10 protein-coding genes are annotated in these 26,733 nt (G+C 71.2%); 3 read left to right on the forward strand and 7 right to left on the reverse strand.

Annotated elements, in window-relative coordinates:
• The first annotated feature begins 61 nt into the window (after window positions 1-61).
• On the forward strand, window positions 62-1,894 hold the full coding sequence (locus KCH87_RS26575; RefSeq protein WP_210588778.1) for a glycoside hydrolase family 15 protein: 1,833 nt from the start codon (window positions 62-64) through the stop codon (window positions 1,892-1,894).
• Between the two features lie 23 nt (window positions 1,895-1,917).
• Here KCH87_RS26575 and KCH87_RS26580 read toward each other — a convergent pair whose 3' ends face one another.
• Entirely contained in the window at window positions 1,918-3,576 is a 1,659-nt protein-coding gene (locus KCH87_RS26580) for a carboxylesterase/lipase family protein (protein WP_210588779.1), read from the reverse strand.
• A 174-nt stretch (window positions 3,577-3,750) separates the two neighbouring features.
• Entirely contained in the window at window positions 3,751-5,052 is a 1,302-nt protein-coding gene (locus KCH87_RS26585) for a lysine N(6)-hydroxylase/L-ornithine N(5)-oxygenase family protein (RefSeq protein WP_210588829.1), read from the reverse strand.
• Between the two features lie 83 nt (window positions 5,053-5,135).
• Between KCH87_RS26585 and KCH87_RS26590 the strand changes: the two genes are divergently transcribed.
• Both KCH87_RS26590 and KCH87_RS26595 read left to right on the forward strand, forming a co-directional pair.
• A complete protein-coding gene (locus tag KCH87_RS26590; RefSeq protein WP_210588780.1) occupies window positions 5,136-6,089 on the forward strand; it encodes a methionyl-tRNA formyltransferase in 954 nt (317 codons plus the stop codon).
• 160 nt (window positions 6,090-6,249) lie between these two features.
• The gene (locus KCH87_RS26595; protein ID WP_210588781.1) at window positions 6,250-7,257 is read left to right on the forward strand and encodes an iron-siderophore ABC transporter substrate-binding protein; all 1,008 of its coding nucleotides are present in this window, start codon (window positions 6,250-6,252) and stop codon (window positions 7,255-7,257) included.
• Between the two features lie 141 nt (window positions 7,258-7,398).
• Here KCH87_RS26595 and KCH87_RS26600 read toward each other — a convergent pair whose 3' ends face one another.
• Genes KCH87_RS26600 through KCH87_RS26620 form a run of 5 tightly spaced genes read right to left on the reverse strand, consistent with a single transcriptional unit; the run spans window position 7,399 to window position 26,733 of the window.
• The gene (locus KCH87_RS26600) at window positions 7,399-10,863 is read right to left on the reverse strand and encodes a non-ribosomal peptide synthetase (RefSeq protein WP_210588782.1); all 3,465 of its coding nucleotides are present in this window, start codon (window positions 10,861-10,863) and stop codon (window positions 7,399-7,401) included.
• Window positions 10,864-10,875: 12 nt separating this feature from the next.
• Entirely contained in the window at window positions 10,876-18,831 is a 7,956-nt protein-coding gene (locus KCH87_RS49270; protein ID WP_308298922.1) for a non-ribosomal peptide synthetase, read from the reverse strand.
• Window positions 18,828-23,339: a non-ribosomal peptide synthetase gene (locus KCH87_RS26610; protein ID WP_210588783.1), complete on the reverse strand. Its 4,512-nt coding sequence runs from the start codon at window positions 23,337-23,339 to the stop codon at window positions 18,828-18,830. Before KCH87_RS26610 ends, KCH87_RS49270 begins: the two co-directional genes overlap by 4 nt.
• The gene (locus KCH87_RS26615; RefSeq protein ID WP_210588784.1) at window positions 23,336-26,515 is read right to left on the reverse strand and encodes a non-ribosomal peptide synthetase; all 3,180 of its coding nucleotides are present in this window, start codon (window positions 26,513-26,515) and stop codon (window positions 23,336-23,338) included. Before KCH87_RS26615 ends, KCH87_RS26610 begins: the two co-directional genes overlap by 4 nt.
• A complete protein-coding gene (locus KCH87_RS26620) occupies window positions 26,515-26,733 on the reverse strand; it encodes an MbtH family protein (protein ID WP_210588785.1) in 219 nt (72 codons plus the stop codon). Before KCH87_RS26620 ends, KCH87_RS26615 begins: the two co-directional genes overlap by 1 nt.

Consider the following 26,733-nt stretch of genomic DNA (forward strand, 5'->3'; position numbering starts at 1 on the left):
GCAACCAGCGGAGCGCCTAGGCTGGCAGTGACGCGGAGCAGGCCGGGCCAGGGAGGCTGCGATGGGCGGAACACCGAGCGATCAGGACGTACCGGGGGCTTCGCGCTATCTGCCGATCGCCGAGCACGGGCTGATCGGCGATCTGCGCAGCGTGGCCCTGGTGGGCACCGACGGAACCATCGACTGGTACTGCTGCCCGTCCTTCGACGCACCCAGCGTCTTCGCCGCGATCCTGGACGCGGAGCGGGGCGGCGCCTTCGAACTCGCGGCCTCCGTGCCGGCCCGGACCAAGCAGTTCTACTTCCCGGACACCAACGTCCTGATCACCAGGTTCTTCACCGAGGAAGGCGTCGGTGAGGTGCAGGACTTCATGCCGGTCGGCGGCGAGGCCGACGAGGATCGCCACCGGCTGATCCGGCGGGTGCTGTGTGTGCGCGGTTCCATCCCGTTCCGCGCGCGGGTGGCGCCCCGCTTCGACTACGGCACCCGGCCGCACACCGTGCACATGGAGGGTGACGTGGCCGTCTTCGCCTCCGACGGCCTGTCGCTGGGGCTGACCGCGACCGTGCCGCTGGAGGCCGACGGCCTGGACGCGCGCGCCGACTTCAAGCTCGCCGAGGGCGAGTCGGCGGTCTTCGCGCTGGACCAGGTCGGCGGCGCGGTGGATCCGCGCGGGTGTGCACGCACCGAGGCCGAGCGCGAGTTCAACACCACGGTGACGTACTGGCGGCGCTGGCTGTCCCAGTCCAAGTACCGGGGCCGCTGGCGGGAGATGGTGCACCGCTCCGCGCTCACCCTGAAGCTGCTCACGTATGCGCCGACCGGGGCGATCGTGGCCGCGCCGACGACGAGCCTGCCCGAGCAGATCGGCGGCGAACGCAACTGGGACTACCGGTACGTGTGGGTGCGCGACGCCGCCTTCTGTGTGTACGCGCTGCTGCGGCTGGGCTTCACCGGCGAGGCCGAGGCGTTCATGAAGTTCGTGACCCGGCATGTCAGTCCGGGCGACGGCAGGCCTTCGGGCCCGCTGCAGATCATGTACGGCATCGACGGACGCACCGACCTCACCGAGCAGGAACTCCCCCACCTCGAAGGGCACTTGGGGTCCGCGCCGGTACGGATCGGCAACGCCGCCGCCGAACAGCTCCAACTCGACATCTACGGCGCGCTCATCGACTCCATCTACCTCTACGACAAGTGGGCGAAGCCCATCTCCAGCGAGCAGTGGGACGATGTGTGCGCCCTGGTGGACTGGGTCTGCGAGAACTGGGACCAGCCCGACGAGGGAATCTGGGAGACCCGCGGCGGCCGTAAGAACTTCCTGTACTCGCGGCTGATGTGCTGGGTGGCCATCGAACGGGCCATCCGGATGGCCAACCGGCGCGGTCTGCCCGCCGAGCTGATCCGCTGGCGGCAGTGCCGCGACACGATCTACCGGCGCATCATGAAGCACGGCTGGTCCGAGACGCGGCAGGCGTTCGTGCAGTACGAGGACAGCGACGTGCTGGACGCGTCCGTCCTGATGATGCCGCTGACGAAGTTCATCGCGCCCACCGACCCCAAGTGGCTGTCCACACTCGACGCCCTCACCCACGACCTGGTCTCGGACTCCCTCGTCTACCGCTACGACCCGCAGGCCAGTCCGGACGGACTGCGCGGCGACGAGGGCACGTTCTCGATCTGCTCGTTCTGGTACGTCGAGGCCATGGTCCACGCCGGCCGGATCGACGAGGCAAGCCTCGCCTTCGAGAAGATGCTCACCTACGCCAACCATCTCGGCCTGTACGCCGAGGAGATCAGCCATACCGGCGAGCAACAGGGCAACTTCCCGCAGGCGTTCACCCATCTCGCGCTGATCAGCGCCGCCTTCAACCTCGACCGCGCCCTCGGCTGAGAACCGAGGGCGCGGGTACGGGGTCAGGCCAGTCCGGCCCAGAAGCCGAGGTTGTGCTCCTTTCCGAAGTCCCGGCTCGCCTTGGAGCAGGCCGCCGGGGCCCGGCGACCGGACGGTGCCGTGTCGCAGGCGGCCAGCGACATCAACTCCTCGGTCTTCTGGCTGTACTTGGGCCAGTCCGGCGTACGGGAGCCGTTGGGGTCGCCGGTGGCGGCGAACCTGCCCCAGTACGTGATCATCTGCTCGGACAGCTCCAGCTGGTCGTCGTCGTAGGGGAGGGTCTGGCCGAGGTAGTCCCAGAGGTAGCCGAGGTCGTCTACGTGGATCGCGCCGCCGAACGGGAAGTCGCGGGCGGCCTCGCTCTTCCGCTGGATGAGGTAGATGGAGGTGAAGTGCGGGGTGTCGCTCTCGGCGAACTCGTAGGCGTACGTCGGCACCCACTTCGACAGCGTCGCGAAGAGCTGCTGTCGGGTGTAGGAGGTGGAGCCGTTCTGGGCGGCGGTGAAGGCCTCGCCCGGGCTGCCGTAGGCGCTGACCGGATACTCGGCGAGCACCGCGTCCGCGTCGTCGCCGTACGAAGAGCGAACCGCTTGCTCGTAGGTCGCGGCGGTCATCGGCGTACCTAGGTAGTCGTAGTTCTGGAAGGTGAACAGGCCGCGTTCGCTGTCGGTCTGGCCCACCATGACGGGGACGCGGTTGAACTCCCCCGACTGGACGGCCGTTCCGGGGTTGACCGGGAAGGCGCTGCCGCCGAGGGACACGGAGACGCCCGCCTTCTTCTGTGCGGCGAGCAGGTCGGCGGCGGGCTTGGTCCGCAGACAGGCCACGGTGTCGGAGGCGGTGTCGCAGCCGGCCTCCTTCACGAAGGCCGCGCTCTGTGCCTGACCGGAGGCGGCGGATTGAAGGTTGCAGCCGCCGCTCATGAGGCCGGCGCGGGCGAACAGGCCCTTGGCGGTGGGCGAGGCGAGGTGGTCGCAGACCGAGCCGGCGCCGGCGGACTGGCCGGCGATGGTCACGTTCTTCGGGTCGCCGCCGAAGCGGGAGATGTTCGCCTGCACCCAGCGCAGGGCCGCCTGCTGGTCGAGGAGGCCGTAGTTGCCGGGGCCGTCCTTGCTCTCGGCCTGGAGCTGGGGCAGGTTGAGCGTGCCGAGCACACCGAGGCGGTAGTTGATGGTGACGACGACCGCGCCGGTCTGCCCGATGAACTTGCGCGGGTCGGTGTCCTGGCCCGCGCCGCCGGTGAAGCCGCCGCCGTGGATCCACACCAGGACCGGCGTCCCGGCCCGGGCGCTGTCGGGGACGTAGACGTTGAGGGAGAGGCAGTTCTCGGTGGTGATGGTCTTCTCGTAGCCGGGGTCCCAGCCGGTGTTCTGCGCACATCGATTGCCGAAGGCGGTGGCGTCGCGCACCCCGGACCACTTGGTGACCGGCTGCGGGGGCTTCCACCGGTTGGTGCCGGAGGCGTCGGCGGCGTAGGGGATGCCGAGCCATTCGTCGTAGCCGGTCCGCCGGTCGCCGCGGACCTTGCCGTCGGAGGTGGCCACCGTGGTCGAGGTGGGACGCGAGGCCGAGTCCGGCGACTGGGCCCGGGCCACGACGGGTGCGGTGAGCCCCAGGGCGAGGAGGCTCACGATGGCGAGGGTCGCGCGGATTCTGCCGCGCAGGGCGGTGATCGCTCTCATTGGTGTCCCTGCTCTCTGCGTGCGGGCTGATGGCAAGGGGGCTGGCGAGAACGTAACCGCGCGGCACAGTGCCAGCAAGATACGCGACAGGATTGTTCACAATAGTTGGAACACTCTCGCGTTCGCCCGACGCGAAGGGTTCACGGGGTGAAGGGGTTCACGGGGTGAAGGGGTTCAGTCCGCCCGGGACTCCAGCGAGTGATGGATCTCGCCCGCGCGGATCGCGGTGTTCGACAGCAGGGTGGAAGTGATTCCGTGAGTGTGCTCGGTGCCGCCCTGAAGATAGATGCCCGCCCGTACATCCGGGGCGGTCTCCACGCGGTGGTCCCGGGTCACGCGGATCTGGTCCTCGTCGTCGCGCAGACAGAGCTTGGCCGCCTGGCCGAGCAGGGTCGTCAGGTCCCGGGGACGGTACCCAGTCGCGTGCACGAGCAGGTCGGCCTCCAGCACCTGCTGCTCGCCGGTCGGCAGGAACTCCACGGCGATCGCGAGCGAGTCGCCCGCGCGGGGCTGGACATCACGGATCCGGGAGACGTTGAGGAAGCGCAGCCGCTCGCGCCCGGCGACCTTCTCCCGGTACGCGGTCGCATAGAGGGACTCGATCAACTCCATGTCGACGACCGAGTAGTTGGTGGAGCGGTGGTAGTCGAAGAGGGACTGTTTGACCTCGGAGGGAGCGGTGAAGTACAGGTCCACCGCGTCCGGGTCGAAGATGCGGTTGGCGAAAGGGCTGTCGTCGGCCGGGGTGTAGCCGTACTTCGCGAAGACCGCGCAGACCTCGGCGTCCGGGAAGTTGCGGTGCAGATAGTCGACCGTCTCGGCGGCGCTCTGCCCGGCACCCAGCACGACGGCGCGACGCACCGGCCGGCCCGAGGCGCGGAACTCGCGCACGCGAGGCAGCAACTCGCTGTTGTGCCAGACCCGTTCGGACAGCTCGGCGCCCGGCGGCACATGTGGCTCCAGACCGACCGCCACGCTGAGGTCGCGCGCCCGGTAGGTCACCCCCGGGGAACCGCAGACCACGTCGAAGCAGACCACGGAGCCGTCCTCGTCGCGCACCGGATCGATGGCGGTCACCTCGTGGTCGTAGGCCACGAGGTGCCGGACCCGGGCCGCGGCCCACTCGAAGTACTCGTGGAACTCCACGCGCAGCGGGAAGAGGGTCTTCTGGTTCAGGAAGTCGATCAGTCGGCCGCGTTCGGCCAGGAAGCACAGAAAGCTGAAGTCGCTGGTCGGGTTCCGCAACGTCACCAGGTCCTTGAGGAAGGACACCTGCATGGTCGCGTCGTCGATGAGCATGCCCCGGTGCCAGCCGAAGCGGGGCTGTCGTTCCAGAAAACGGGCGTTGAGCCGCTGTCCGGGCGGGAGTTCCGCGTTGCGTTCCTCAATCGCTATGGCCAGTGCAAGATTTGACGGTCCGAAGCCGATTCCGAGGACGTCGTAGGTGGTATCCGGTCCCGTGAGCGGTGACTTCACCGTGGCATCGCCTCCCTCAGGCAGCCACATGTTAGATAAGGTAAGCCTAACCTTGCAATGGAGCCGCCGGAGGGAAGAACCGCATGCGCGTCGCCATGTTCGGCTACCAGACCTGGGGTCACCGCACACTCCAGTCACTGCTGGACTCCGATCACGAGGTCGTTCTCGTGGTCACCCACCCCAAGAGCGAGCACGCCTACGAGAAGATCTGGGACGACTCCGTCGCCGAACTCGCCGAGAAGAACGACGTTCCCGTACTCCTGCGCAACCGCCCCGACGACCCCGAACTCCTCACGGCGCTGCGCGAAGCCCGGCCCGACATCATCGTCGCCAACAACTGGCGCACCTGGCTGCCGCCCGAGTTGTTCGACCTGCCCCCGCACGGCACGCTCAACATCCACGACTCGCTGCTGCCCGCCTACGCGGGCTTCTCGCCCATCATCTGGGCCCTGATCAACGGCGAGGAGCGGGTCGGCGTGACCGCGCACCGCATGAACCCCGAGCTCGACGCCGGAGACATCCTGGTGCAGCGCGCGGTACCGGTCGGGCCGGCCGACACCGCGACCGACCTGTTCCACCGGACCGTCGACCTCATCGCACCGATCGTCCGCGAGTCCCTCGACCTCATCGCCTCCGGCAGGGCCACCGCGCACTGGCAGCCGCAGGACCGCGGCCGGGCCAGCTTCTTCCACAAGCGGTCCGCGGAGGACAGCCGCATCGACTGGAGCTGGCCGGCGGAGCGCCTGGAGCGCCTCGTGCGCGCCCAGTCGGACCCGTATCCGAACGCGTACACCTTCCACCGCGGACAGCGCCTCAGGATCGTCTCGGCCACGGTCTCGGAGGGCCGCTACGGCGGTACGCCGGGCCGCATCTTCATCCCCGAGGGCGACGGCGTCGTCATCGTGGCCGGTAGCGACGCCCACACCGGACGCTGCCGAGGACTGCTCGTACGGCGGCTGCGCACGGATGACGGCACGGAGTACGCGGCCAGCGACTACTTCCGCACCATGGGCGGGTACCTCACAGCACGGCCCTAGGAATCCAACACCCGTACCCGGCAGGGGGCGTGACCGGCCGCCAGTGCGCCGACTCCGGACTCCGACATGTCCGAAAGTCATTGCTAAGGCAAGCCTTACCTTGCTTTACTGGCGGCCGTACTGACTCCTGCCCGCGCCCGGCGAAAAGGGATGCATGGCCATGTCGAGATCGTTCCGCACGACCCTTCTCACCGTCGTCCTGGCGGCCGGGCTGGCAGCCTGCGGCTCCGTCGACGACGAGGACGACGGTTCCTCCGCGAACGCGGGGGCCTCGTCGTCCGCGTTCCCGGTGACCGTCAAGCACAAGTTCGGCAGCACCGAGATCAAGAAGGCTCCCGAGCGGGTCGTCGTGGTCGGCAACGGCGGCACCGACGACATCGACGCGCTCTACGCCCTGGGTGTCACGCCGGTCGCCATCTCCAAGGACGCGCTCAGCTCCGACGGCATCTATCCGTGGCTGAAGGACAAGATCGACACCAAGGAGACCAAGCTCCTCGACACGCTCAACGCCGTGGACTACGAGGAGATCGCCGCCCTCACGCCGGATCTGATCCTGGCCACCTCCGACTTCACCCTGGACAAGGACTACAAGAAGCTCGCCGCGGTGGCGCCGACCATCGGCTACGAGACGGCCTGGGGGCAGCAGACCTGGCAGGAGCACGTACAGGTGGTCGGCAAGGCCCTCGGCAAGGAGAGCGAGGCCGAGAAGGTCATCCAGGACACCGAGGACAGCGTCGCCGCGGTGAAGACCAAGCACCCGGCGCTGGACGGCAGGACGTACAGCCTGTCCATCGGCAACACCCCGGCCAAGATCTTCACCATCGCGTCCGAGGACGACTTCGCCGCCAAGCTGATGAGCGAACTCGGCATGGGCCTGACCCCGTCGGTCAAGAACATCAAGACGGTGAACGGCAGCCCCACGGGTGAGCTGTCCTTCGAGCAGCTGGACAAGCTCGACGCGGATCTCGTCGTCATCGCGTTCACGACGCCGGAGCTGAAGAAGGCGTTCGAGTCCAGCGCGCTGGTGAAGAACATGGCCGCGGTGAAGTCGGGCAACTACGTGGTGACGGACGTCGCGACGATCAGCCAGCTGCGCAGCCCCTCGGTGCTGGGCATCCCCTGGGCGCTGGACAACCTGGAGCCCGGGTTCGCGAAGCTCGACAAGTGACGATGCTCGACCGGTGACACACCGGCGGGGCGCGTAGGCGCTCCGCTGGGAGTGCCCGGTCGGTGTTGTCGGTCTGCTGCGGCGCCATCGTGGCTGGTCGCGCAGTTCCCCGCGCCCCTTCGGGGCGCGCCCTGCCGATCGCTATGTCTCCCGCAGTGCCGAGTCGACCTCTTCGGCCGACATCCCCTCTATCTCCAGGTGGATGGCGGCGACCTGTTCGAGCCGGCCGGGTGTCTCCTCCTCGGCCGTCAGCCGCTTGGCCATACCGCCGGCCGTGAGCGTGGCGAACAGCGAGCGGACGGAGACCTCCGAGGTGTCGAGTGCCTCACGGAGCCTGCCGACGATCACCGTGGCCAGCACCGAGTCGCCGCCGAGGGCGAAGAACCCGTCGTCCAGGCCGACGGCCTCGACGCCGAGGACGTCCGCCCACACCCGCGCGACGACCGTCTCCAGTGCGCTTCCGGGCGTACGGTGCGCACGCTCCCCCACCGCCTCCCACAGCTCGCCGACCGCGCGCCGGTCCAGCTTGCCGTTGGCGGTGAGCGGCAGTTCCCCGGTGACGGCGATCCGGGCCGGGACCATGTGCGGTGGCAGCACCGACCGCGCCCAGTCGCGGAGTTCGTCCTCCGTCACCTGCGGCTCGGCCGCCACGGCCGCGGCCAGTTGGACGCCCGGCCCCCGGGTCAGTCCGGCCACGGCCCGCCGTACGGCGTCGTGTCCGCTGAGCGCGGCCTCCACCTCGCCCAGCTCGATCCGGAAGCCGCTCAGCTTCACCTGGTGGTCGCGGCGGCCGAGGAACTCCAGCGAGCCGTCGGGCCAGTAGCGGGCCAGGTCGCCGGTGCGATACCAGCGCACGCCGTCCCGCTCGGTGAACTTCTCTGCCGTACGCGCCGGATCGGCCCGGTAGCCGAGCGCCACTCCGTCCCCGCCGATCCACAGCTCGCCGGGCACCCGGTCGGGGCAGTCCCGGCCGCGGCCGTCGACGACCCGGCAGCGGACGTTGCGCAGGGGTGTGCCGTACGGCACGGACCGCCAATGGGCCGGTACTCGACCGTCCGTCACCTCGCAGACGGTGGAGTGGATGGCCGTCTCCGTCGTACCGCCCAGTCCGGTGAACCGGCAGCCGGGCGCCTGCTCGGCGAGCCGTCCCGGCAGATCGGTGCCCACCCGGTCGCCGCCGAGCAACACCGCCCGCAGACAGGTGAGTTCGCCGGGGGCGGTGGCGAGCAGCAGCATGTCGAGCAGGGGCGGGACGCAGTTGAGGAGCGTGACCCGGTGGGTCCGTACGAGGTCGGCCCACTGCCTCGCCTCTCGACGGTCGGCCTCATCGATCAGGACGACCGCGCCGCCGGCGCTCAGCAGCCCGAACAGGTCGTAGACGGAGAGGTCGAAGTCCAGGGCGGAGAGGGCGAGGCAGCGATCCGAACGGCCCACCTCGAAACGGTCGTTGAGGTCGTCGACGGTGTTCATGGCCGCCCGGTGCGGCACCTCGACACCCTTGGGCTCGCCGGTGGAGCCGGAGGTGAACAGCACATAGGCGGGCTGCTCCTCGTCCACCGTGACCGGTTCCGGCAGAGGGCCGTGGCGTAGGGCCTCGGCGACCGGCAGGGCGTCGAGGCCTGTCGTCTCACGCCCGTCGGTCAGCGCGACACGGAATCCCGCCGTGGCCCGGATGCGGTCCCTGCGCGCGGCAGGCTGCTCCACGCCGATCGGGACGTAGGCGGCGCCCGCCGCCAGCACGCCGAGGACGGCGGTGATCTGGTCCGGCCCCTTGGGCAGGCTGACCGCGACCGTGTCCCCGGGGCGTATCCCGCGCCCCACCAGGGCGGCGGCGGTGCGCAGCGCGCGGTCCGCCAACTCCCCATAGGACAGCGCTCCTTCGGTGCCCCACAGCAGGGCGGGCGCGTCCGGCTGCTCGGCCGCACGCGTGAAGAAGCCCTGGTGGAGCGGCCGGTGGCTGCGTGGCCCGGCGGTGTCGTTCGCGGTGTCCCTGACGGCGGTCTGCTCGGCGGGCAGCAGGGCGGGCACCGGCTGTTCCCAGATCTCGTCCTCGGTGCCGAGCCGGGTGACGAGCCCGTGGAAGGCGGCGAACATCGCGTCGATGAGCCCGGCGGGGAAGGCGTCCTCACGCGCGTCCCAGTTGACCAGCAGTCCCCCGTCGACCTCGGTGACCTGGGCGTCGAGCAGGACCTGCGGGCCCTGGGAGATGATCCAGGCGGGCTTGCCGAAGGAGTCCCGTACGCCCGCGTCGAACAGCTCCCCCAGGTTGAGCGCGCTGGTGAACACCACCGTCGCCAGGACCTGTTCACTGCGGTGGCGGGAGAGGTCCCGCAGCACTTCCACGCCCGAGTAGTCGGCGTGCGCGGCATCGGTGTGCATACGGTCCTGGAGGCGCCGCGCATGCTCGGTGAACGTGGCCTCGCCGGCCAGGTCGACGTCGAGCAGCACCGAGCTGGTGAAGTCGCCGACCAGCAGGTCGACATCGGGGTGGGATCCCCGGCGGTCGAACATCGGCACGTTGAGCAGGAAGCGGGACTGTGCGCTCCAGGCGGCCAGCACCTCCGAGAACGCGGTCGCCACGGCCATCGCGGGAGTCAGCCCGTGCCGGTGGGCGCGGGCCGTAAGACGCTGCTTCTCCGCCGGCGGCAGCCAGTGGTGCCGCCGGGTCACCCGGGTCGCGTCGGGGCGTTCCGCCTCGGGGACGAGGGGGAGTTCGGGAGCGCTGGGCAGCTCGGGGACCCGGCGCCGCCACCACTCCTGGGACTGCTCCCGGCTCAGCCGCCGTACGGTCGCACGCTCCGTCAGATACTCGGGGTAGCTGGTGCGGATCGGCGGCAGCGGGTCTTCCGGGTTCTGGTACAGCTTGGCGAGGTCGGAGAGCAGCACGCGGTAGCTGAGCGCGTCCGCGGCCAGCATGTCGACGTCGACGTGCAGCCGGCTGTGGCCGTCCGGCAGCAGGGAGAGCCGCACGGCGAACACCTCACCGGCCGCGACATCCAGCCGGGCGTGCGAGGAGGAGTGCCGGGCCTTCTCCAGTTCGGCTTCCACGGCCTCGGCATCGAGCGCCCGCAGGTCGTCGACCGTCGTCGCGGGGCGGGTGAGCGCGGGCAGGATCTGCTGGCGGCCGTCGTCGGTGAAGCGGGCTCGCAGCATGCCGTGCCGCGCCACCAGGGCCCGTACGGCCGTGTCGAGTCGCTCGGGGTCGACGCCGGTGCCGTCGAACTCGACGTAGAGGTGGGCGGCGACGGAGCCGAGCGTGGTGTCGTCGCCGCGGCCGATCCAGTACGCGTGCTGCATGACGGCGAGCGGGAAGGGCTCGTCGGGGTCGGCGACGGGAGCGACGGGAACCGTGGGGGCGGGCTCGGGTGCGGCGGGCGCCTGGACCTCCTCCAGCAGCGCACGCCAGGCACGCAGGGTGGGTTCCTTGGCCAGTTGGGCGAAGCTGACCCGGACGCCCTGCCGGCGCCAGCCGCTCGCGATCTTCATCAGGGTGATCGAGTCCAGGCCCCAGGAGATGAGGCTGTCGTCCTCGCTCGGCGGCGTCTCAGATCCGATTGTGTCGGTGACCGAACGGAGCAGTTCGTCCGCGGTCGGGGGGTGCGTCACCGGTTCCTCCGCTCAGAAATCGTCGTTCTCGAAGTCGTCGATGTCTTCTTGGGTCAGCGTCAGCAGGGGCAGGTCGGACGGGGTGAGTCCGCCCGCCGGGGACTCCTCGGCATGCCGGACGAGTCCGCGGAGGGCGCGCTGCCACAGTGTGAGCAGCTCGTCCGCCTCGGAGTCCGTGAGGAACTCTGCGGGCCAGGCCGCGTGGATGTGCAGCCGTACGCCGTCCGTCCCTTCGACGGCGACGGCGTTGATCTCCAGGCCGAACCGGGAGGTCCGCGCGGGCACGCTGAGCATCGGGGCTTCCGGGGCGAGGTCCCAGTGGCCGTCGTGCGATGCCGTGAAACGGCCGAGGTAGTTCAGGGCGACCTGGGGCTCCGGCAGCTTCTCCACCTCGGGCGCGGTGTCGGGGTTGAGGTAGAGCAGCAGGCCGTAGCCGAGGCCGTTGTCCGGCACCGCCCGCAGCTGTTCCTTGACGCGCTTGAGGGCGGTGCCGGCCGCGGGTCCCCCGGACAGCGCCTCGTCGAGGTCGAGTGGTCCGGGGTCGACGGCGACCGGGTAGAACGTCGTGAACCATCCGACGGTGGCCGACAGATCGACACCCTCGACGATTCCCTCCTCGCGCCCGTGCCCTTCGAGGCCGATGAGCAGCGGTGCCGTGTCGCCGTTCCAGGCTCCGGCCGCGAGTGCGAGGGCCGTGAGCAGGACGTCCGGGACGGAGGCGTGGTAGGCGGCGGGCACCGTGGTCAGCAGCGGTTCGGTGACGTCACCGGGCAGCACCAGCGTCCGTTCCCGCCGTGTGCCCGAGACCGTCCGGTCCAGCAGCGGGCGCGCGTCCTGCAACGCCTCGGTCCACCACCGCAGTTCGGGCACTCGCGCGCTTGCCTGTTCCGCGAGGAGCCTGCTCCATCCCCGGAAGGAGGTTCCCGTACGTTCCGGCCGCGGCGTCTCACCGGCCTGCACGGCCCGCCATGCGTCAGCGAGTTCGGAGCCGATGATCCGCCAGGACACCCCGTCGACGACCAAGTGGTGGGCGACGAGCAGGAGTCGGCCGGGCAGCCCGTCGAACCGAACGGCGTCCAGCATGCGCCCCGCGCGAGGGTCGAGGCGTGCCACGGCGGCGGCCAGCTCCCCTTGGACGTCCTCGCCGGGCACCCGCCGCACCAACTCCCCGGCGCGCACGGTCCCTTCGGCGGGTACGACGAGCCGGTCCCCGTCGAGCCTCGCGCGCAGCATGTCGTGCCGGTCCAGGACGGACTGAAGTACGGCGACGGCGGCGGCGTCGGTCAGTTCGGGCGGGGTGACGAGCAGGACGGCCTGGGCGAGGCCGTCGTAGGAGTCGGCCGTCCAGCGCATGACGGGGGTGAGTTCCACGTCGCCGACCGGCTCATCGGCGGGGGTGGTCGAGGGGGCGTCCGAGGCGCGGGCCGCAGCGGCGGCCAGACCCGCCGGAGTGGGCGTCTGGAACACCTGGCGCGGGCTGATCGCGATACCCACCTTGCGAGCCAGGGTCACCAGCCGGATGGAGACGATGCTGTCGCCGCCCAGCTCGAAGAAGTTGTCGTCCACGTCGACGCGCGGCAGCCCGAGGACCGTCGCGAACAGCTCGGTGAGCTGCCGCTCGCGTGCGTCGGCCGGAGCCCGTGTCGGTGCCACGACGGCGATCTCGGGGGCGGGGAGCCCGCCGCGGTCCACCTTGCCGGAGGGCAGCAGCGGGAAGGCGTCCAGGACGGTGAGCGTGGCCGGAACCATGTGCTCGGGCAGCCGCTCGCGCAGCCAGCCGCGCAGGTCGGTGGCGAGCTGCCCGCCGGCGCCGAGGCAGTATCCGGCGAGTCGCTTCACGCCGGGTGAGTCCTCGCGGATGACGACGACTCCTCGCCGTACGCCGGGATGCTGTTCGAGGATCGCCTCGATCTCCTCCAGCTCCACCCTCATCCCGCGGATCTTGACCTGGTGATCCGCACGGCCGAGGAACTCCAGCGTGCCGTCCCGCTGCCACCTCACCAGGTCCCCGGTGCGGTACAGCCGTTCGCCGGGCGGGCCGAAGGGATCGGCGACGAAGTGATCGGCGGTGCGACGCGGGTCGTTCACATAGCCACGGCCGAGGTACACGCCACCGGCGTACAACTCCCCCGCCACGCCGACCGGGACGGGCTGGAGGCGTTCATCGAGGGCGTACAGCCGGGTGTTGCCGTTGGGCCGTCCGATGGAGACGGCGCTGCGGATCGCGCCGGTGCGGTAGACGACGTGGCTGACGCCGATGGTGGCCTCGGCCGGACCGTACCCGTGGTACATGACCGCCTCGCTCGCGGCCCGGAAGCGGGCGAAGAGCTCGGGGGTGAGCACCTCGCCGCCGCACCACACGTGCTTCAGCGAGCCGGCCCGCGGCGCGAAGCCGTCCAGTTCGAGGAGCAGGTCGAGCATCGAGGAGACCAGGTAGGTGAAGGTGACCCGGTGCCCTTCGATGGTGTCGAGAAGGTAGTCGACGTCGCGTTCGCCGCCGGGTTCGGCGATCACGACCCGGCCGCCGTTGGCGAGCGGAAGGAAGATCTCGTTGATGGAGATGTCGAAGCCGAGCGGCGCCTTGAACAGGGCGGCGTCCTCGATGCCGAAGCGCAGCAACTCCCGTTGCCACAGCAGCCGGTGGGCGATGGCCCGGTGCCGGATCATCGCGCCCTTGGGGACGCCGGTGGAGCCGGAGGTGTAGATGACGTAGGCCAGGCCCTCGGGGTCGACCTTGACGTCAAGGTTGACTTCCTCCGGCACCGGGCCCTTCAGATCAACCTCGACGAGGCTCTCGAACTCGTCGCCGAACCGGCCCAGCACCGCGGTCAGGGCGGCGCTGCGTGACACCTCGTCCTTCCGCCGGGCCGGCCAGGACGGCTCCAACGGCACAAAGGCCCCGCCCGCCTTGAGGACGGCGAGCAGCCCGACGACCATCTCCACGGAGCGTTCGAGATGGATGCCGACGCAGCGCTCGGGACCGACCCCGAGTGCCGTCAGCCGACGGGCGAGGTGGTTGGCGCGGGCGTTGAGTTCGCCGTACGTCAACGCATCCGCCGCGTACTCCACGGCGGTGAGGTGCGGGGTCTTCGCCGCCTGCTCCTCGACCAGTGCGGTCAGGGTGGTGGCGGGCATGGGATGCGCGGTGTCGTTCCACTCCCCCAGGAGCAGCGTGCGTTCGCGCGGGGTGAGGACCTCGGCGGCGCGCACGGGGCGGTCCGGCTGCCGGGCCAGCTCGCCGATCAGCCGTACGTAGCGCTCCACCAAGTCCTGTGCGGTGGCGCGGTCGTACAGGTCGCCGCTGTAGACGAGCGAGCCGCTGATTCCGCCGCCGTCCGCCCGCTCGAAGAGGTGGAAAGCCAGGTCGGTCTTGGCGGTGTAGAAGTCGACGCGCAGTTCGCGGAGCGTGAGACCGGCGAACTCCCGGTCGTCGTCGGGGGCTTGCTGGTGGGCCAGCATCACCTGGAACAACGGGTGCCGTCCCATGGAGCGGGTCGGGCTCAGCGCGTCCACGAGCCGCTCGAACGGCAGCTCCTGGTGCGCGTAGGCGTCGACGTCGGCCTCGCGCACACGGGCCAGGAGGGTACGGAACGTCGGGTCGCCGGAGACGTCGGTGCGCAGCACGAGCGTGTTGACGAACAGGCCGACGAGGTCGTCGAGAGCAGGGTCGCCACGTCCGGCCACCGGGGTGCCCAGCGGGATGTCGTCACCCGCGCCGAGGCGGCTGAGCAGCACGGCGAGTGCGGCCTGAAGCCCCATGAAGGCGGTGCCGCCGGCCTCCGCCGCCAACACGCGCAGGGCCTCATGGATCTCCGCGTCGACGGTGAAGTCGACCGCCCCGGCCCGGTAGTCGTGGATGGCCGGGCGCGGGCGGTCCACGGGGAGTTGGAGTTCCTCCGGAAGCGAGGACAACTGGCCGGTCCAGTAGTCCAGTTGCCGTGACGTCGTCTCGTGGAGGAGTGCCTCCTGCCACAGCGTGTAGTCGGCGTACTGCACGGCAAGCGGCTGCCACTCGGGGGGCTTGCCGTCCCGCCGGGCGGCGTAGGCGGTTTCCAGGTCGCCGAGCAGTGGTTCCGCCGACCAGCCGTCGGTCGCGATGTGGTGCACGAGCAGCAGCAGGACGTGATCGTCCGGTGCGGAGCGCTCCGCGGGTAGTGCCGTGATGGGCCGTGGGTCGTCTGCGGGCTCGTCGTGGCTGGTCGCGCAGTTCCTCGCGCCCCTTTGGGGCGGCGTTGCCGAACCGTCGCTGACTTCGCCAGGGTCAATTGGCGCGTACAGCGTCGCCCGTACGGGGATCTCGGCGTCCAGCGTGAAGCAGTGGGCGGCGGCTTCGCGCAGCAGCGCGTCGAGTTCGTCCGGGCGAGCGGGCATCACGTCGAAGGGCACGACGGCGTCCTCCGGCGGCAGGACGGCCTGGCGGGGGGTGCCGTCCTCGTCGGGGAAGACGGTGCGGAGGCTCTCGTGGCGCTCCACGACGTCCTGGAGCGCCGCGTGCAGTGCCGCGGGGTCGAGCGGTCCGGTGAGACGGATCGCGGTGGGGATGTTGTACGTCGGGCTCGGGCCCTCCAGCCGGTGCAGGAACCACAGCCTGGCCTGCGCGGACGACAGCGGCACGGCATCGGGGCGGGGCAGCGCCGCGAGCGCCGGCCGCCCTTCGGCCGGGGTGTCCAGCAGGGGGGCGAGCGCGGCCACGGTGGGTGTGTCGAACACGGCCCGCAGCGGGACGACGGCACCCAGCTCGGCCCGGATACGGGCGACCAGCCGGGTGGCGAGGACGGAGTGGCCGCCGAGGGCGAAGAACTCGTCGTGGATGCCGACGGCGGGCAGTCCGAGCAGCTCCGCGAACAGCTCGCAGAGCCTCGCCTCGGCCGGGGTGCGGGGTGCGGTGGCGGTCGTGAGGGCGGCGAGGTCCGGGGCGGGCAGCGCGGCGCGGTCCAGCTTGCCGTTGGGGGTGAGGGGCAGTTCGTCGAGGACGACGACGACCGCGGGCACGAGGTGGTCCGGCAGTGACGCCTTGAGGTCCTGCCGGACCTGGAGGGGTTCCAGTCGGACGCCGGGCCGCGGGACGGCGTACGCCACCAGCTGCGGCTCTTCCTGCCGTGCTGTCACCGCCGCCTGGGAGACGCCGGGCAGTGCGGCGAGCGCGGCCTCCGTCTCACCCGGCTCGACCCTGAAGCCGCGGATCTTCACCTGGTCGTCGGACCTGCCGAGGAACTCCAGCGCGCCCTCCGCGGTCCAGCGGACCAGGTCACCGGTGCGGTAGAGGCGGGCGCCGGGCGGGCCGTAGGGGTCGGCGACGAAGCGATCGGCGGTCAGGGCGGGGCGGGCGAGGTAGCCGCGGGCCAGCTGGGTTCCGCCCAGGTAGAGCTCTCCGGCTACGCCCGGCGGCACCGGGCGCAGCGCCGCGTCCAGGACCAGGGTGCGGGTGTTCCACACGGGCCGCCCGATCGGTACCGAACCGGCGGCGGACCGGGTGCCCTCCGCGCACGGCCAGGCGGTCACGTCGACCGCGGCCTCGGTGGGGCCGTACAGGTTGTGGATCTCGGTGCCGTCCAGCAACCGCGCACACCGCTCGGCCAGTTCGGAGGGCAGCGCCTCGCCGCTGCACACCACCCTCCGCAGCACGCCCCGCACCCCTTCGGCGGCCGGGTCGTCGAGGAACGCCCGCAGCATCGAGGGCACGAAGTGGGCGGTCGTCACCCGCTGTTCGCGGATCAGCTCGGCGAGGTGGCCGGGGTCACGGTGTCCGCCGGGGCGGGCGAGCACGAGCACCGCGCCGCTGATCAGCGGCCAGAAGAACTCCCAGACGGAGACGTCGAAACTGGCCGGTGTCTTCTGTAGCACCCGGTCGTCCGGTCCCAGCCGATACGTGTCCTGCATCCACAGCAGCCGATTGACGATCCCGGCGTGCGGGACGACGGCTCCCTTGGGGCGGCCGGTGGAGCCGGAGGTGTAGATGACGTAGGCGGGGTGCTCGGGGCGCAGCGGCTGGAGGCGTTCTCCGTCGGTGAGTTCACCGGGGTCCGTTGCCGCGAGCCGCTCCTGTACGGCGGGATCGTCGACGAGGAGCAGCGGCACCACGTCCGCGGGCAACGAGCGGGCGGCGGAGGCGGAGGTCAGCACCAGGGCCGGTGCGGCGTCCTCGACCATGAACGCCAGCCGCTCGGCGGGGTACCCGGTGTCCAGCGGGACGTAGGCACCGCCCGCCTTGAGCACCGCGAGCAGGGCCACCACGAGGTCGGGGCCGCGGTCCAGGGCGACGCCCACCAGGCGTTCCGGGCCGACTCCGTGGGCGATGAGAAGGCGGGCGAGACGGTTGGCGCGGGCGTGCAGGCCGGCGTAATCGAGCCGGCCGGCGTATTCGAGTTGGCCGGCGTATTCGAGTTGGCTATCGGCAATCAGTGCCGGTGCGTCGGGGGTTCGTACCGCCTGCCGGTGGAGCAGCTCGGTGAGCGTGGTGGCGGGTACCGGGTGGGCGGTGGCGTTCCAGGTCTCCAGGACGCGCTGCTGCTCGTCCTCGGCCATCAAGGGCAGGGCGGAGACGGGGTGTTCCGGGTCGGCGAGCGCCGCGGAGAGGAGGGTCTCCAGGTGCCGGAGCAGCCGGTCGACGGTCTCCGGGGTGAACAGGGGGGTGCGGTAGGTGGCTTCGATCCGCAGCTGTCCGTCCGTGAGGAACGCTTCGAGGGAGAGGTCGAACTGGGTGGTGTCGTTGTGGACGGTCTCCCATTCGGTGGTGACTCCGGGGAGCTGTGGGCCCTGTAGTCCCTGCGTGAGGAACAGCAGCATCACGTCGAAGTAGACGGAGCGGCCCGGCTGCCTCCGCGGGCTCAGCTGCTCCACCAGCTTGTCGAAGGGCATGTCCTGGTGGGCGTAGCCGTCGGTGCAGACCTGGCGTACGCGCTCGACGAGTTCGGCGAAGTCCGGGTCGCCGTCCAGGTCGGCGCGCAGGGCGAGGGTGTTGCCGAAGTTGCCGATCATCCCTTCGAGGCCGGGCAGGTCCCGGTTCATCACGGCCGAGCCGATCGGGACGTCGGTGGCGCGGGTGGTGCGGTGGAGCAGCGCGGCCAGGCCGGCGAACAGCACCATGAAGGGGGTGACGCCCGCGTTCCGCGCGAAGTCGGTGAGGCGGCCGGTGACTTCGGGCGCGAAGGCGCGGTGGCGGCGGTCGCCGTCCGCGGCGGGCTGGGCGCTGCGCGGGGCGTCGGTGGGCAGGGCGAGCGGCTGCGGCGACGGGACCAGGGCGGTGCGCCAGTGGTCGAGGTGCTCGGCGAGGCGTTCGTCGGACCAGTTGGTGCGCTGCCAGAGCGCGAAGTCGCCGTACTGGACGGACAGGGGTTCGAGGCCGGACGGCTCTTCGGTGACGGCCGACCGGTAGAGGGCGCTCAGATCACGGGAGAGAGCGTTGAACGTCCCGCCGTCCCAGGCAATGTGATGCACCGTCAACACGAGGCAGTGGTCCTGTGCTTCGCGACGGATGAGCAGGGTCCGCAAGGGATGCTCGGCGGCCAGGTCGAACGCCATGGCTGAGGCGTTCCTCGCCAACTCCCCTGCCTGCAGCTCCTGTTGGTCCGGCGCGAGTTCACTGATGTCGACCGTGGCGAAGTCCACCTCCGTCTCGCCGTCGATCACCTGCTCCGGCGTACCGTCCTCGGCGGCCGGATAGCGCGTGCGCAGCACCTCGTGCCGGGTGACCAGGCCCTGGAGGGCGGTGTGCAGCGCGGTCGGGTCGAGCGGGCCGCGCAGCCGGATGGCGAGGCACACGTTGTACGCCGGACTGGCCGGGTCGAGTTGCTGGAGCAGCCACATACGGGACTGCGCGAAGGAGAGCGGCAGCGTCCCGACGTCTGCCGGCCGGGGAGGAATGCTCTCGGAGTGGGCCAGGCCGGCGCTCTCCAGCCTGCGGCGCAGCAGTGCGCGCTTGCGTGCCGCCAGGTCGTCGCCGGGCAGGGCGGCGGGTGTCTGCGTCACCGGACTTCGCCTTTCAGCAGCCGTTGGAGGGAGCTGGTCCACAGCTCGGCCAGCCGTTGGATCTCGGGCTCGGTGAAGAGCCGTTCCGGCCACTGCCAGCACACCCTGAGGTCCGGCCCGTCGGTGATCACCGCGTCGACGACCAGGGGGTACGGCGCGGCCATCCCGGGGTCGGCGCCGCTGCCCATGGCCCCGGTCTCGGGCGCGCTGGTGAAGACAGCCGAGTCCCCGCGCTCACCCATCGTCATCCTGCCGAGATAGTTGAACTCGATCTGCGGCTCAGGGAGTTGAGCCAGCACCGCGGCCGTCTCCGGGTTGAGGTGGCGCAGCAGTCCATGGCCGATCCCCTTGTCGGGCAGGGCGGCCAGCTGGTCGCGGATGCGTCGCACCTGGTCCGTTCCTGACGGCGGGCCCGGATCGAGCCGGACCGGGAACGCGGTGGTGAACCAGCCGAGGGTGGCGGACAGATCCGCGCCGGGCAGCAGCTGTTCCTCCCGGCCGTGTCCCTCCAGTGCGATCAGTACCGACGTGTCCGGCGAGCCTCGCCAGTCCGGGACGGCGAGTGCCAGCGCGGTCAGCAGGGTTTCTTGGACCGAGCCCGAGACCAGTGGCGTGGTGACATCGGGGCCGAGCGTCGTCCAGTGCCTGCCGACCATGTCCCTGGTGTCCCGCGCGGGGTCCAGCGGTGCGGAACCCAGAGGTGGTTCCGGCCGGTCCAGGATCCCTTTCCACAGGGCGAGTTCGGCCGTTCGGCGGGGCGTCCGGGCCTCGGCCCGCAGTGCCTGCGCCCACTCCTTGACGCTGGTGCCGCGTGGCGAAAGCCGCGTGCCCTCCCAGGCCGCGACGAGGTCGGCGACCAGCACGCCCCAGGACGCCGCGTCGGTCACGAGGTGGTGCAGCACGACCAGCAGCCGTCCCTCGCGGCCCTCTCCGGCGTCGAACCACAGGAGCCGGGCCACCGCCCCGGCCGCCGGGTCGAGTTCGGCGACCAGCTCGTCGAACGCGTCGGGCACCAGCGTGCCCATGGCGGTGTGGTCGAGCCGCTCGGCCTCGATCCGCCGTACGCAGTCGGCTGCGCGGACCGCGCCCACGGGCGCGGCATGGAAGCGCCACGCCCCGTCCTCGGCCGCCCCGAACGTGGCACGGAGCAGATCGTGCCGGTCCAGCACGGCTTGTACGGTGCGATGCAGGCCGCCGAGGTCCATGCCGGCCGGGGTCCTGAGGAAGCGCGCCTGGCTCAGCCCCCGGAAGGGTCCGCCCTGTTCGGTGATCCAGCTCAGCATCGGGGTGAGCGGGATGTCGCCGGTGCCCGCGTCCGGGTCCGCCACCCGGCTGGGACCGGTGCCCGCGCGTCGGGCGAGGCCCGCCACCGTCGGCTCTTCGAAAACGTCACGCGGTGAGATCGCCAGCCCGGCGGCGCGGGCCTGGCTGACCAGCCGCATGGACACGATGCTGTCGCCGCCGAGCGCGAAGAAGCTGTCGTGCACGCCGACCGCGTCCAGTCCGAGCACACCGGCGAAGAGCCCGGCGAGACGCTCCTCGACCGCATCGCGGGGCGGCTCACTCACCGGCCCGTCGGACCGGGACGGGGCGGGCAGTGCGGCGGTGTCCAGCTTGCCGTTGTGGGTGAGCGGGAAGCCGTCGACCGGGACGAAGGCCGACGGCACCATGTAGTCGGGCAGTACGTCGGCCACGGCCCGGCGGAGCAGCTCCGCCGTCCCTTCGTCGGGCGCGGGCGTGACGACGTACGCGATCAGTCGGCGTACTCCGGGAGTGTCCTCCCGTACGACCACCGCGGCCCGTTCGACCAGCTTGTGGTCGAGCAGCACGGCCTCGATCTCGCCGGGTTCGACCCGGTAGCCCCGGATCTTGACCTGGTCGTCGACCCGGCCCAGACATTCCACCAGGTCGTGCTCGGTCCAGCGGGCGATGTCGCCGGTGCGGTACATGCGGGCACCGGGCCGGTCGCTGAACGGGTCGGCCATGAACCGGCTCGCGGTGGCGCCCGGTCGGCCGAGGTAGCCGCGGGCGAGCCCCTCCCCCGCGATGTACAGCTCGCCCTCGACACCCGTCGGCACCGGGTTCAGATGCCCGTCCAGGATGTAGAGGCGCCCGCCCGCCACGGGGCGGCCGATCGCGGGGCGGTCGCTGAGTGAGAAGTCGCAGTCGGCCGAGTCGACGGTGCACTCCGTGGGTCCGTAGAGGTTGTGGGCGACCAGTCCGTCGGTGTCCCTCAAGGTCCGCCACAGTTCCGGTGGTACGGCTTCCCCGCCGACCCCCAGCACCTTCAACTCGCCCTGCCAGTCGCCTCCTTGGGCCACCAGCTCGCCCAGCAGGGACGGGGAGAGTTCGATGAACTCGATGCGGTGCGCCTTGAGGAAACCGCGGAGGGCGTCCGGGTCTCGGCGTACGTCCTCGGGGACCAGGTGGAGTTCGTGGCCGGCGAACATCCAGAGCATCGGCTGCCACGAGGCGTCGAAGGCGGTGGGCCAGGCGTGGCCTATGCGGAGGGGCTGGCCGCCGGCCGAGGCTGGGGTGAACAGGGCCGCGTTGTGGGCTGTGAAGAGGTTGGTGATGGCTCGGTGGGGGACGACCACCGCCTTGGGGCGGCCGGTGGAGCCTGAGGTGTAGATGACGTAGGCGGGGTGTTCAGGGAGCAGGGTCGCGCCGGTGAGGTTGGTGGCGTCCGTGGAAGCCAGCCTGTGTTGAGTGGCCGGGGCGTCGAGAAGGACAACAGTGCAGGTTGTCTGTGGCTGGTCGCGCAGTTCCCCGCGCCCCTGACGGGGCGATGCAGTTGTCGTCGTTATCAGCGCTACCGGGGTTGCATCCGCCAGTATCCCGGCGATTCGGTCCTCGGGCCACTCCGGATCCAATGGCAGATAAGCCGCGCCCGCCTTTTGGATCGCAACGAGCGTGGTGATCGTCGCCGGGGTCGGGGGCAAGGCCATCGCGACGATTCGCTCCGGGCCCGCGCCCAGTTCGATCAGTAGCCTGGCCAGGCGGTTGGCCTCGGAGTTCAGCTCCGCGAAGGTCAGCCGCTCACCGTTCCCGACCACGGCTACCGCGTCCGGCGTCCGTGCCACCTGGGCCTCCAGTACCTGCGGCATGGTCGCGTGCCGTATCGGCAGCCGCTCCCCCACACCTGCCGCCAGCAGTGCCGCGCGCTCCTCTACTTCGAGCACATCCAGTGCGGCCAGCGGCGTGTCAGGTGCCGCCACCACCGCCCGCACCAGTCGCTCGAACCGCCGGGCCAGCCGCTCCACCGCCGACCGGTTGTAGGAGTCGGGTCGGAATTCGAAGACAACGCCCAACTGCCGCTCAGCCAGCACCGCCAGCGTGAGGGGATAGTGGGTGGCACCGGCACCCTTCACCTCGACGATCCGCAGCCCGGCAGCCGACTCGGCCTCGGCGACCGCCGTCTCGTCGATGGGATAGTTCTCGAAGACGAGCAGCGTGTCGAACAAGTCCCCTGCCCCGGCCACGCGTTGGATCTCCGTGAGACCCATGTAGTGGTGGTCCATCAGCCGGGACTGCTCGTCCTGCACCCGCCGGAGGAATGCGTTCACGGGCTCGTACGGCGGTACGGACACCCGTACCGGCACGGTGTTGATGAACAGCCCGATCATCGACTCGACACCGGCCAGTTCGGCGGGCCGCCCCGCCACCGTGGCACCGAAGACCACATCGTCCCGGCCGGTCAGGCGGGCCAGCAGCAGCGCCCACAGGCCCTGTACGACCGTGTTGACGGTGATGCCGCGGCTTCGGGCCAACGTCTGGACGTCGGCGGTCAGTTGCTCGGAGAGGCGGAGGGTGTGCAGCTCGGGCTGTACGGGGACGAGCCCGGCCGCCGAGGGTGCCAGCAGGGTCGGCGTGACCCCGGCCAGCCCCTCCCGCCAGGCCCCGGCGGAGGCGTCCCGGTCGCGTGCGGCGAGCCAGGCGAGGAAGTCGCGGTAGGGGCGTACGGCAGGCAGGGGGGCCGACCGGCCGGGGGCGAGCTGGGCGGCGTACAGCTGGAGCAGCTCCCGTACCAGCAGCGGGATCGACCAGCCGTCGAGCAGCAGATGGTGGTTGGTGAGGATCAGGAGCCAGCGGTCGGCACCCCGGTTCACCAGGGTGAGGCGCAGCAGCGGTGGGTCGGTCAGGTCGAAGCGGGCCGCGGTGTCCGCGGTGCAGAGCCGGGTCAACTCGGTTTGTTGGTCGGCGTGTTCGGAGAGGTCGACGTCGGTCCAGTCGGCGGTGATCTGCTTGAGTACGACCTGCACCGGTTCGTCCAGGTCCTCGTGGAGGAAGGCGCTGCGCAGGTTGGCGTGCCGGGCGAAGAGTTCCTCGGCGGCGGTGCGCAGCAGCGCGGGACGGAGCGGTCCCTCGATCTCCACCAGTGACTGCATGGTGTAGACGTCCTGGGCGCCCTCGTCGAACAGGGCGTGGAACAGCAGGCCCTGTTGCAGCGGGGACAGCGGCAGCACGTCCTCGACCAGGGAGCCGTCCTCCCCAGGCGCGTTGCTCATCGGGTCCTCCACCTCGCCTTGACGTTGTCGAGCTGCGACTGGCTGAGCGACACCAGCGGTGCTGCGGTCGCCGTGAACCCTTCGGGCGCGGGTCCCTCATCGGCATGGGCGGCGAGGCCGGCTGCCGTGCGGTGGGTGAACACGTCCCGGGGAGTGAGGGGCAGGCCCGCCCTGCGGGCGCGGTCGGCGAGGCGGACCGACACGATGCTGTCGCCGCCGAGTTCGAAGAAGTCGTCGTGCACGCCGACCTGTTGCAACCCGAGCACCTCGGCGAAGAGCCCGCAGAGCACCTTCTCCGGTTCGGTGCGCGGGGGTTCGAACGTGCTCGCCTCGGTGAAGTCGGGGGCGGGCAGGGCGCGGCGGTCGAGCTTGCCGCTGGGAGTGCGGGGCAGCGCGTCCAGGACCACGACGGCGGACGGTACGAGGTGGCCGGGGAGGCGTTCGGCCAGCGCCCGGCGCAGGGCCACCGGGTCGACGCCGGCGCCGGGTTCCGGCACGACGTAGGCCACCAGTCGCCGGGGCGCCGAGCCGTCCTCGCGGGCCACGACCGCGGCCCGGCCCACTCCCGGCAGCTGCCGTGCGGCCGTCTCGATCTCGCCGGGCTCGACCCGGAAGCCTCTGATCTTCACCTGGTCGTCGGCACGGCCGAGGAACTCCACGGTGCCGTCGGCGCGCAGCCGGGCCAGGTCTCCGGTCCGGTAGAGGCGGCCGCCGGGCGGGCCGAAGGGGTCGGCGGTGAAGCGTTCGGCGGTGCGACCGGGCTGGTCGAGGTAGCCGCGGGCGAGGCCGACCCCGGCGAGGTACAGCTCACCGGTCGCGCCGACGGGGACAGGTTGCAGGAACGGGTCGAGGACGTGGACGCGCGTGTTGGCGATCGGCCGGCCCAGTGGGACGGAGCCCTCGCCGCCGCCGTACTCCTGCATGAGGCTGTCTCCGGCTGCTTCGGAGCAGCCGTAGAGGTTGATCAGCCGGGCGTGTGGCCAACGGCGGGCCAGCGCCTCGGCCAGCTCGCCGGGGAGGGGTTCGCCGCTGGAGATCCAGGTGCGTACGGAGGTGAAGGAGTCCGGCGGGGCGGATTCGACCAGGGTCGTGTAGAGGCTGGGGACCGCGGTGAGGAGGCTTGCCCGGTGCCGGTCGGCCAGGGCGGCGAGGGCGGTCGGGTCGCTGGTCGCCTCGTCGTCGGCGAGTGCCACGGCCTCGCCCGCGGTCAGGGCACCGAGCAGTTCGGTGAGACCGTCGATGAAGCTGATCGGGCTCTTGGCCACGCGGACGCCGGGAGTGGTCCGCCGCAACTCCCGGCCCCAGGCGAGCCGGTTGGCCAGGGCCTGCTGGGTGCCGACCACGCCCTTGGGACGGCCGGTGGAGCCGGAGGTGAAGATGACATACGCCGGGTGCTCGGGCGACACGGGGACACGCTCTTCCGGTACGGCCGCTGCCGCGTCGGGGGTGCATACCAACTCCCGGTCGATGCCCAGCTGTTGAGCTGTCGACGTATCGCAGATCACCAGGCGGGGCTGCGCGTCGCCGAGCATCAGGGCGATGCGGTCGGGCGGATACGCGGGGTCGACCGGCATGCAGGCGGCCCCGGCCTTGAGTACCGCGAGCAACGCGGTCACCAGGTCGGGGCTGCGGGGCAGGGCCACGGCGACGATCGACTCGGGTCCGGCGCCGCGCGCGGCCAGGGCGGCGGCCAACCGGTCGGCGCGGGCGTCGAGTTCGGTGAAGGTGACGGTGGTGTCGCCGTCCAGGACGGCGGGGGCGTGCGGGGTGCGGGTGGCCTGGGCCTCGAACAGGGCCCGGACCGTGGGGTGGGTGAGGGGTTCCACGCGCCCGGACGGAGTCCGGTGCTCTTCCTCGATGAGCCGGGCGACGGGACGCGCCGGGTCCTCGATGAACGTCTGGATCAGGTGACGGAGCCGGTCGGCGAGGCCCGTCACCGTCGGCCGGTCCACGGCGGCGGGCTGGTGGGCGAGGGTCAGCGTCAGCCGGGCACCCGGCAGGGCCGTGAGCGTCAGCGGATAGTGCGTGGCGTCCCGTACGGAGACGTCAGCCATGCGGAGGCCGTCGGGTCCGTTGGATCCCAGAGCGCGTGTGATGCCGTCGTCGTCGATGGGGTAGCTCTCGAAGACCAGCAGGGTGTCGAAGAGGACGCCCTGTCCGGCGGCGCGCTGGATGTCGGCGAGGCCGAGGTGCCGGTGGTCGAGCAGCGCGGACTGCTCGGTCTGGAGACGGGAGAGCAGGGCGGCGACCGGTTCCGCGGGCCGCAGCCGTACGCGTACCGGCAGGGTGTTGATGAAGAGGCCGACCATCGACTCGATGCCGGGGACTTCGGCGTCACGGCCGGACACGGTGGCGCCGAGGACCACGTCCGTGCGGCCGGTGAGTCTGCCGAGCAGGACGGCCCACAGACCCTGGAGCACGGTGCTGACCGTCAGTCCGTGGGCGCGGGCGGTGTCCGTGAGTGCCGCGGTGTCCTGTTCCGACAGCTCCATGACGAGCCGCTCGGGCTGCTCGACGGGGAGTTCGCGGGCGTCGGGCGCGATGAGTGACGGTTCGTCAAGTTCCGTCAGGGCGGCCCGCCATGCCTGCCGTGCGGCCTCGGGGTCCTGCCGGGACAGCCAGGCGAGGTAGTCGCGGTAGGGCCGGACCCGGGGCAGGGCGGTGGGGTCGCCACCCGCGGTGTACAGCTGGAAGAGCTCGCGCACGAGGACGGGGGCGGACCAGCCGTCCCAGAGCAGATGGTGCGAGGAGAGCACCAACCGGTGGTCCCGCTCGCCGCACACCACCAGCCGGAACCTCAGCAGCGGCGGGCGGGCCAGGTCGAACCGTTCGTCCCGGTCCTCTGCCAGCAGCCGCTCGAAGGCCTCCTCGCGCTCCCCCGGCGGCCGGGCCGACAGGTCGGTGACGCACCACGGCGTCCTGACCGTGCCCCGGACCACCTGGACCGGGCGCCCGGACCGCTGGGTGCGGAACGCGGCCCGCAGATTGGCGTGCCGTGCGACCAGCGCCTCGGCGGCCGTGCGCATCCGCTCGGGGTCCAGCGGGCCTTCGAGACGGAGCGTGAGCTGTCCGGTGTAGACGTCCCGGGCGTGTGCGTCGTAGAGCGCGTGGAAGACCATGCCCTCCTGCATCGGTGACAGAGGGAGTACGTCCTCCACGCCCGGGCGGGCCGCCATCAGGACCCGGCCTCGCGCATGGCCTCGGCCAGGCTGCGCGGGCGCATGTCCGTCCACTCGCGCTCGATGTACTCCAGACAGGCGTCCCGGCCGTCGGGACCGTGCACGCTCCGCCAGCCGGCGGGGACGAGGGCGAAGTCGGGCCACAGGGAGTACCGGCCCTCGTCGTTGACCAGGACGCGGAAGACGCCGTTCTCGTCGTCGAACGGGTTGACCAT

This window comes from Streptomyces sp. GESEQ-35 (assembly GCF_017948485.1).
Classification (GTDB): Bacteria; Actinomycetota; Actinomycetes; order Streptomycetales; family Streptomycetaceae; genus Streptomyces.